The 6604-nt window shown below is 70.0% G+C and carries 7 protein-coding genes and 1 pseudogene; 1 reads left to right on the plus strand and 7 read right to left on the minus strand.

Features of this window, described 5'->3' with window-relative positions; all coding sequences use genetic code 11:
* The 7 genes from I53_RS25865 to I53_RS25895 form a co-directional block, all read right to left on the minus strand.
* Positions 1–378 (minus strand): FAD-dependent oxidoreductase (locus tag I53_RS25865; RefSeq protein WP_043356251.1); only part of this gene is annotated, 378 nt, incomplete at its 3' end.
* A 13-nt stretch (positions 379–391) separates the two neighbouring features.
* Positions 392–1825: a pyruvate dehydrogenase complex dihydrolipoamide acetyltransferase gene (locus I53_RS25870; RefSeq protein ID WP_043356253.1), complete on the minus strand. Its 1434-nt coding sequence runs from the start codon at positions 1823–1825 to the stop codon at positions 392–394.
* Between the two features lie 4 nt (positions 1826–1829).
* Entirely contained in the window at positions 1830–2423 is a 594-nt protein-coding gene (locus tag I53_RS25875) for a Uma2 family endonuclease (protein ID WP_043356255.1), read from the minus strand.
* A 15-nt stretch (positions 2424–2438) separates the two neighbouring features.
* Entirely contained in the window at positions 2439–2726 is a 288-nt protein-coding gene (locus I53_RS25880) for a DUF5076 domain-containing protein (RefSeq protein ID WP_043356258.1), read from the minus strand.
* 70 nt (positions 2727–2796) lie between these two features.
* The gene (locus I53_RS25885; protein WP_043356260.1) at positions 2797–4239 is read right to left on the minus strand and encodes a pyruvate dehydrogenase complex E1 component subunit beta; all 1443 of its coding nucleotides are present in this window, start codon (positions 4237–4239) and stop codon (positions 2797–2799) included.
* 58 nt (positions 4240–4297) lie between these two features.
* Complete coding sequence (gene pdhA, locus I53_RS25890; protein ID WP_043356263.1) at positions 4298–5371, minus strand: pyruvate dehydrogenase (acetyl-transferring) E1 component subunit alpha; 1074 nt, start codon at positions 5369–5371, stop codon at positions 4298–4300.
* 137 nt (positions 5372–5508) lie between these two features.
* Positions 5509–5820, minus strand: coding sequence for a septum formation initiator family protein (locus tag I53_RS25895; protein WP_043356265.1), 312 nt, complete (start codon positions 5818–5820; stop codon positions 5509–5511).
* 95 nt (positions 5821–5915) lie between these two features.
* On the opposite strand from I53_RS25895, the pseudogene I53_RS25900 reads away from it, so the two are divergent.
* Positions 5916–6604: pseudogene (locus tag I53_RS25900) on the plus strand (adenylate/guanylate cyclase domain-containing protein); the annotation flags it as partial.

Below are 6604 nucleotides of genomic sequence, written 5' to 3' on the forward strand. Positions count from 1 at the left end.
GGCCGGGCTGGTTGCCCTTTGCGGCGCTGTCGACCGCGGCTCGCCCCAGATAAGGTCGACCTTGTTCTTCTTGAGCAGCATGCCGACGCCGCCGTTGAGCCGGCCCGAGACGCCGCGGGAGCGCTTCACGATGGCGGCGGGGTCGAACCCGACCTTTTCCGCCGTCAGCCAGTAATCACCGGCGTGCTGGAAGTAGTGGTAGATCTCGGCCGAGCGCAGCAGCGCCTTGGTGGGGATGCAGCCCCAGTTCAGGCAGATGCCGCCGAGATGCTCGCGGTCGACCACGGCGGTCTTGAACCCGAGCTGCGCCGCGCGGATCGCCGTGACGTAGCCGCCGGGCCCGGCGCCGATGATGAGGACGTCGTAGGTGTCGGACATCGTGTGCTCCGGCTCAGACCAGCATGCCCATCGGGTTCTCGATCAGCCCCTTGAAGGCCGAGACCAGCTCCGCGCCGAGCGCGCCGTCGAGGACGCGGTGGTCGCAGGACAGGGTGCAGGTCATGACCTGGACCACGGCCGGCGCCCCGTCCTTCACGACGACACGCTTCTCGCCGGCGCCCACCGCCAGGATGCTCGATTGCGGCGGGTTGATCACCGCGGTGAAGTGCTTGATGCCGAACATGCCGAGGTTCGACACCGAGGTGACGCCGCCCTGGTACTCCTCGGGCTTCAGCTTCTTGGCGCGGGCCCGGGCGGCGAAGTCCTTCATCTCGTTGGAGATGGTCGAGAGCGTCTTCTCGTCCGCCCGGCGGATCACCGGGGTGAACAGCCCGCCGTCGATGGCGACCGCGACGCCGACCTCGGCGTGCTTGAAGCGCAGGATCCGGTCCTCGGCCCAGACCGCGTTGGCGGCCGGCACGCGGGTGAGCGCGAGGCCCATCGCCTTGATGACGAAGTCGTTCACCGAGAGCTTGAAGGCGGGCTTCCCGTCCTTGTCCTTGGCCGCGGAGCCGTTGAGCGTCTCCCGCAGCTTCATCAGCGCGTCGAGCTCGCAATCCACCGTCAGGTAGAAGTGCGGGGCGACCTGCATCGCCTCGGTGAGGCGCTTGGCGATGGTCTTGCGCATGCCGTCGAGGGGCACCTCCTCGTAGGCATCCTTGGCGTAGAAGCCCTTGACCTGATCGGTCGTGAGGCCGGCCGGCGCGCCGCCCGCGGCGGCGGCCTTCGGGGCCGGGGTGGCCGCCTTCGGCGCCTCGGCGGCCTGGGGGGCGGCGGCAGGCGCCTGGGTGGCCCCGGAGGCCTTCGCGGCCTGGACGTCCCGGGCGATGATGCGGCCGTGCGGGCCGCTGCCCTGGACGGCGCCGAGATCGACACCCTCCTGCTTGGCGATCCGCCGGGCGAGCGGCGAAGCGAAGACCCGTCCGCCCGTGCTGGCCTGCGGCGCCCCACCGGGCTGCGCGCCTTCCGGCGCCGCGTTCACCCGCTCGTACCCCATGTGGCCGCCGCCGGGCGTGGTGTTCTGGTTGGCCGCCGAGGCGTCGGCCTTCGGCTCAGGCTTGGCGTCAGGCTTGGCGTCAGGCTTGGCCGCTCCGTTGGAGGCCGCCTTCGGCGCACCGCCGGCGGCGGCCGCCGACACGTCCTCGCCCTCGGCGGCGATGATGGCGATCAGGTCGTTGACCGGAACGTCCGCGGTGCCCTCGGGCACGAGGATCTTGGCGAGCACGCCCTCGTCGATGGCCTCCACCTCCATGGTGGCCTTGTCGGTCTCGATCTCGGCCAGCACGTCGCCGGACTTGACCGCGTCGCCCTCCTTCTTGAGCCACTTGGCGAGGTTGCCCTTCTCCATGGTCGGGGAGAGCGCGGGCATCAGCACGTTGATCGGCATGGCATCAGGTCTCGGGCAAGGCCGGGGCGGCCGGATCTTCGAAGGGAAAGAGGTCGTCGAGGGGGAACGGGGCGGCGTCGAAGGGCGGCAGGGCCACGGCCTCGCCGCGCTGGACCGTGGCGAGGAGCACCCAACGCCCGTCCGCGAGGGCGAAGCCTTCCAGCACGCCCGCGGCTGGATCGAGCAGCCAGAGGTGACCGATCTTGGCCTCCGCATAGATGCGGCGCTTGCGCCCGCGGTCGAGGCGGACCGTGGAGGGCGAGAGGATCTCGCAGACCCAGTCCGGCGCGATCTCGATGTGGGCCGCTTCCAAGTCGGTCGGCACCCGCTCCCGGCGCCAAGCCGCCAGATCCGGCACCACGACATGGGCACCCAGGTGGAGTTCCGGTTCAATCATGAAAATCCAGCCGCCGGGTCCGCCGCGTCCATAACGGAACGGGGTGCCCAGCAAGGTGGACAAATCGGACGCGGCCATCGCGTGCCGGGGCCGCGGCCGCGGGTGCGTCTCCAGCACACCGTCGATGATCTCGGCGACGAGATGCGCGGGGACAGCCTCCAGATCCGCGTAAGTCGCCTGCCGGACAGCCGCCTCAGCCATGGTCGGCAGCCATCGCTAGTTGAGGCCGCCGGGGTCGAGCCCCTCGGCCTCCCAGCCCGCGCGGATGCGCTCGACCGCCTCCTCCTCCGACATGTCGGTCTCCAGCGCGTAGGCGCGGGCTGCCTGCCGGGCGAGATCGGCCAGGAGCCGGCCCCAGGTGGCCGGGTCGTCGAAGGAGCGGCGGAGGGCCACGCTCACCGCGCCATCGACCACGGCGGCGCGCAGCACCTCGATGCCGCCCTGTTCGAGAGCGTCGGGCGGGATGGCGAGTTCGGCGAAGTCGCTGCTCGAATCTTGGCTCATGGCGCGCCGGCTGTTCCTTGGGCCCCCTGCCGGGACGGAGGCGGGGACATGCGCCCCGCCCGCGCGCCCGTCACTTGTAGCAGACGCTCTTGGCGGCCTCGACCACCTCCGCCACATTCGGCAGCGCCAGCTTCTCCAGATTGGCCGCGTAGGGCATCGGCACGTCCTTGCCGGTGATGCGCAGGACCGGCGCGTCCAGGAAATCGAAGGCGTCGACCATCAGGCGCGCCACGATCTCGGCGCCGACGCCGGATTGCGGGAAGCCCTCCTCGACGGTGATGCAGCGGCCGGTCTTCTTCACCGATTCCACCACCGTCTCGGTGTCCATCGGGCGGATCGTGCGCAGGTCGATCACCTCCGCCTCGATGCCCTGCTCGGCCAGGGCCTGCGCGGCCTTGAGGGCGTAGGTCATGCCGATTGCGAAGGACACGATGGTCACGTCGCTGCCGGTCCGGTGGATCCGCGCCTTGCCGATCGGCAGCACGAAGTCGTCGAGCTGCGGCACCGGGAAGGACTGCCCGTACAGGATCTCGTTCTCGAGGAAGATCACCGGGTTCGGGTCGCGGATCGCGGCCTTGAGCAGGCCCTTGGCGTCGGAGGCCGTGTAGGGCGCGATCACCTTGAGGCCCGGCACGTTGGAGTACCACGCGGCGTAATCGTGGCTGTGCTGGGCGGCGACGCGGGCGGCCGCGCCGTTCGGGCCGCGGAACACGATCGGGCAGCCGAGCTGGCCGCCGGACATGTACAGGGTCTTGGCTGCCGAGTTGATGATCTGGTCGATCGCCTGCATGGCGAAGTTAAAGGTCATGAACTCCACGATCGGCTTCAGCCCGGCGAGCGCCGCGCCGACGCCGATGCCGGCGAAGCCGTGCTCGGTGATCGGGGTGTCGACCACGCGCTTCGGTCCGAATTCCTGCAGCAGGTTCTGGGTGACCTTGTAGGCGCCCTGATACTCGGCGACCTCCTCGCCCATGACGAAGACGTCGCCGTCGCGGCGCATCTCCTCGGCCATGGCGTCGCGCAGGGCCTCGCGGACCGTCTGGGTGACCATCGGCGTGTCGGCCGGGAACTCCTCCATCACCGGCTCTCGGGCCTTGTTGGTGATGACGGCCGGTGCCGCCGGCGCCTTCGGGGCGTCGTCGCCGGTCTTGGCGGCGGGCGCGGGCTTGTCGGCCATGCCCTCGGCCTGCATGTCGGGCGTCGGCGCCGGATGGCCGCCGGCGCCGTTGGGCTTCGCCCCGCCGCCGGACTGGACGCTCGCCGGATCCTCGCCCTCGCCGGCGATGACGGCGATCGGCGTGTTGACCGCGACGCCCTCGGTGCCCTCCGCGATCAGGATCTTGGCGAGCACGCCCTCGTCGATCGCCTCCACCTCCATGGTGGCCTTGTCGGTCTCGATCTCGGCCAGCACGTCGCCGGACTTGATCGGGTCGCCCTCCTTCTTCAGCCACTTGGCGAGCTTGCCCTCCTCCATGGTGGGCGAGAGGGCGGGCATCAGGATGTCGGTCGCCATGCTCAGCTCTGCGGTCGTCGTCTCGTTCGGGGGGCGGCCAGCGTCGTCGGCGACGCGCTCAGGCGTGCGCGTCCAGTAGGATGTCGGTCCACAGCTCGGACGGATCCGGCTCGGGATCGTTGGTGGCGAACTCGGCCGAGGCGTTCACCGTCTCACGGACCTTGGCATCGGTGGCCTTCAGCTCGGCTTCGGGCACGCCGTGCAGCTCGAGCAGGCGCTTGCGCACCATCTCGATCGGGTCGTGCTCGTCGCGCATCTTCGAGACCTCGTCCTTGGTCCGGTACTTGGCCGGATCGGACATGGAGTGGCCGCGATAGCGGTAGGTCTGCATCTCCAGGATGTAGGGACCCTGGCCGCTGCGGGCGTGCTCGATCGCCCGGGTGGCGGCCTCGCGGACGGTGCGCACGTCCATGCCGTCGACCTGCTCGCCGGGGATGCCGAAGGAGAGGCCGCGCTTCGAGAAGTCGGTCTGTGCCGAGGCCCGGGCTACCGAGGTGCCCATGGCGTAGCGGTTGTTCTCGATGACGTAGACGACCGGCAGCTTCCAGAGCGCCGCCATGTTGAAGCTCTCGTAGACCTGGCCCTGGTTAGCCGCGCCGTCGCCCATATAGGTCAGGCTGACCTTGCCGTTCTCCCGGTAATGGTCGGCGAAGGCGAGGCCCGTGCCGAGGGAGACCTGCGCGCCGACGATCCCGTGGCCGCCGAAGAACTGCTTCTCGCGGCTGAACATGTGCATCGAGCCGCCCTTGCCGCGGCTGTAGCCGCCGCGGCGGCCGGTCAGCTCGGCCATGACGCCCTTCGGGTCCATGCCGCAGGCCAGCATGTGGCCGTGGTCGCGGTAGCCGGTGATGACCTGGTCGCCCTCGACCGAGGCCATCTGCATGCCGATCACCACGGCCTCCTGGCCGATATAGAGGTGGCAGAAGCCGCCGATCAGGCCCATGCCGTAGAGCTGGCCGGCCTTCTCCTCGAAGCGCCGGATCAGCAGCATCTCGTGGTAGGCGTGGAGATCCTCGTCCCGGGTGAATTGCGGCATGTTGGGCGCCGGCTTGTGCGCCTCGGCCGCCTGAGGGCTCGCGGCCTGCGATTGGGAGGACGAAGCGTCCTTGGCAGGCTCCTTGGCGGCGTCCATCGGCGCTCTCCCCGTGATTCCACGCGACGTGGTGGGGGTGTAGGACAGCAAGGATTGGAAAGCGAGGGCTGCCGCTCTGACAGGAAGCCGCTCTTGTCAGAGGACTTTCGGGGCGGACTCACGGGGCCCGGCGGCGATCAGGGCGTGATGATGACCACGTCGTTGGCGTGGACCCGGCCGAGCACGATCCGCGCCCGTTCCTCCAAGAGGTCGCGGTCGATCTGGTCGCTCTTCAGCAGCGCGACCCGGTGCTCCCAGGTGGCGCGCTCGGCCCGCACGGCGGCGAGTTCCTGATTGAGGCCGTAGGCGCGGATTTTCAGCGCCTTCTTGGCTTCGAGCCCGCGGTTGCCGCTCTCGGCCTGCCATACGAAATAGCCGACCACGAGCGCCGACAGGGTCCAGAGACCCAGCGGCAACACAACCATTCTGACTCGGCGGCGCACGACCATGGCGCGACCCTCGCGCGGAAAGGTTAATGGTTCTTTGCGATCGTGCCGCGACAGGGTCGGGGCGCGATCGGCACGGACAGGGGCGAGGCTGAGGGATGGACCTGACGCATCTGGGACGCTGGGTCGCCGCGCACGCAACGGCGACCGACGACCACGACAGCCTGCTCTCCGGTTTCTGCGAGGCGCTGGTCGGTGCGGGCATCCCCGTCTGGCGGGTCAGCGTCATGGCCCCGGCCCTCGACCCGACCCTGCGCGGCGTCAGCCTGAACTGGCACGCGGGCGAGGGGCTGTCCTTCGTGGCCAACGCCCACGGTGCCGACGAGGAGAGCGACTGGCTCCTGAGCCCCGTCTACGCGCTGGTGGAGAAGGGCGAGAGCTTCGGCCGCTGGCGCCTCGACGCGCCCGAGCTGGAGACGGACTTTCCGGTCTTGAAGGCCCTCGGGGCACAGGGCGGCGTCGATTACGTGCTGCACATCGTCGAGTTTGCGCCCGGCACTGCGCTGCGCGGCATCGCGGTGTCGTTCTGCACCCGCGGCGCCGGCGGCTTCACCGAGGCGCACCTGTCGGCCATCGCCGACGTCCTGCCGTTCCTGACGCTGGCGATCGCCAAGATGAGCTTGGCCCACACGTTCCGCGAGGTGTCGGCGACCTATCTCGGCCGTTCCACCGCCGAGCGGGTGCTCGACGGCCAGATCCGGCGGGGCGAGGGGCGGGCCATTCCGGCCGCCATCCTGCTGACGGACCTGCGCGGCTTCACGGCGCTGGCCGACCGGGTCGATCCGGC

The sequence above is a fragment of the Methylobacterium sp. B1 genome, from assembly GCF_000333255.1.
Classification (GTDB): domain Bacteria; phylum Pseudomonadota; class Alphaproteobacteria; order Rhizobiales; family Beijerinckiaceae; genus Methylobacterium; species Methylobacterium fujisawaense.

Bases quoted from the DNA above. Each gene is read 5' to 3' on its own strand.
- pdhA (WP_043356263.1), bottom strand. From the start codon at position 5,371: ATGGACGCCGCCAAGGAGCCTGCCAAGGACGCTTCGTCCTCCCAATCG.
- I53_RS25895 (WP_043356265.1), bottom strand. From the start codon at position 5,820: ATGGTCGTGCGCCGCCGAGTCAGAATGGTTGTGTTGCCGCTGGGTCTC.
- I53_RS25885 (WP_043356260.1), bottom strand. From the start codon at position 4,239: ATGGCGACCGACATCCTGATGCCCGCCCTCTCGCCCACCATGGAGGAG.
- I53_RS25875 (WP_043356255.1), bottom strand. From the start codon at position 2,423: ATGGCTGAGGCGGCTGTCCGGCAGGCGACTTACGCGGATCTGGAGGCT.
- I53_RS25870 (WP_043356253.1), bottom strand. From the start codon at position 1,825: ATGCCGATCAACGTGCTGATGCCCGCGCTCTCCCCGACCATGGAGAAG.
- I53_RS25880 (WP_043356258.1), bottom strand. From the start codon at position 2,726: ATGAGCCAAGATTCGAGCAGCGACTTCGCCGAACTCGCCATCCCGCCC.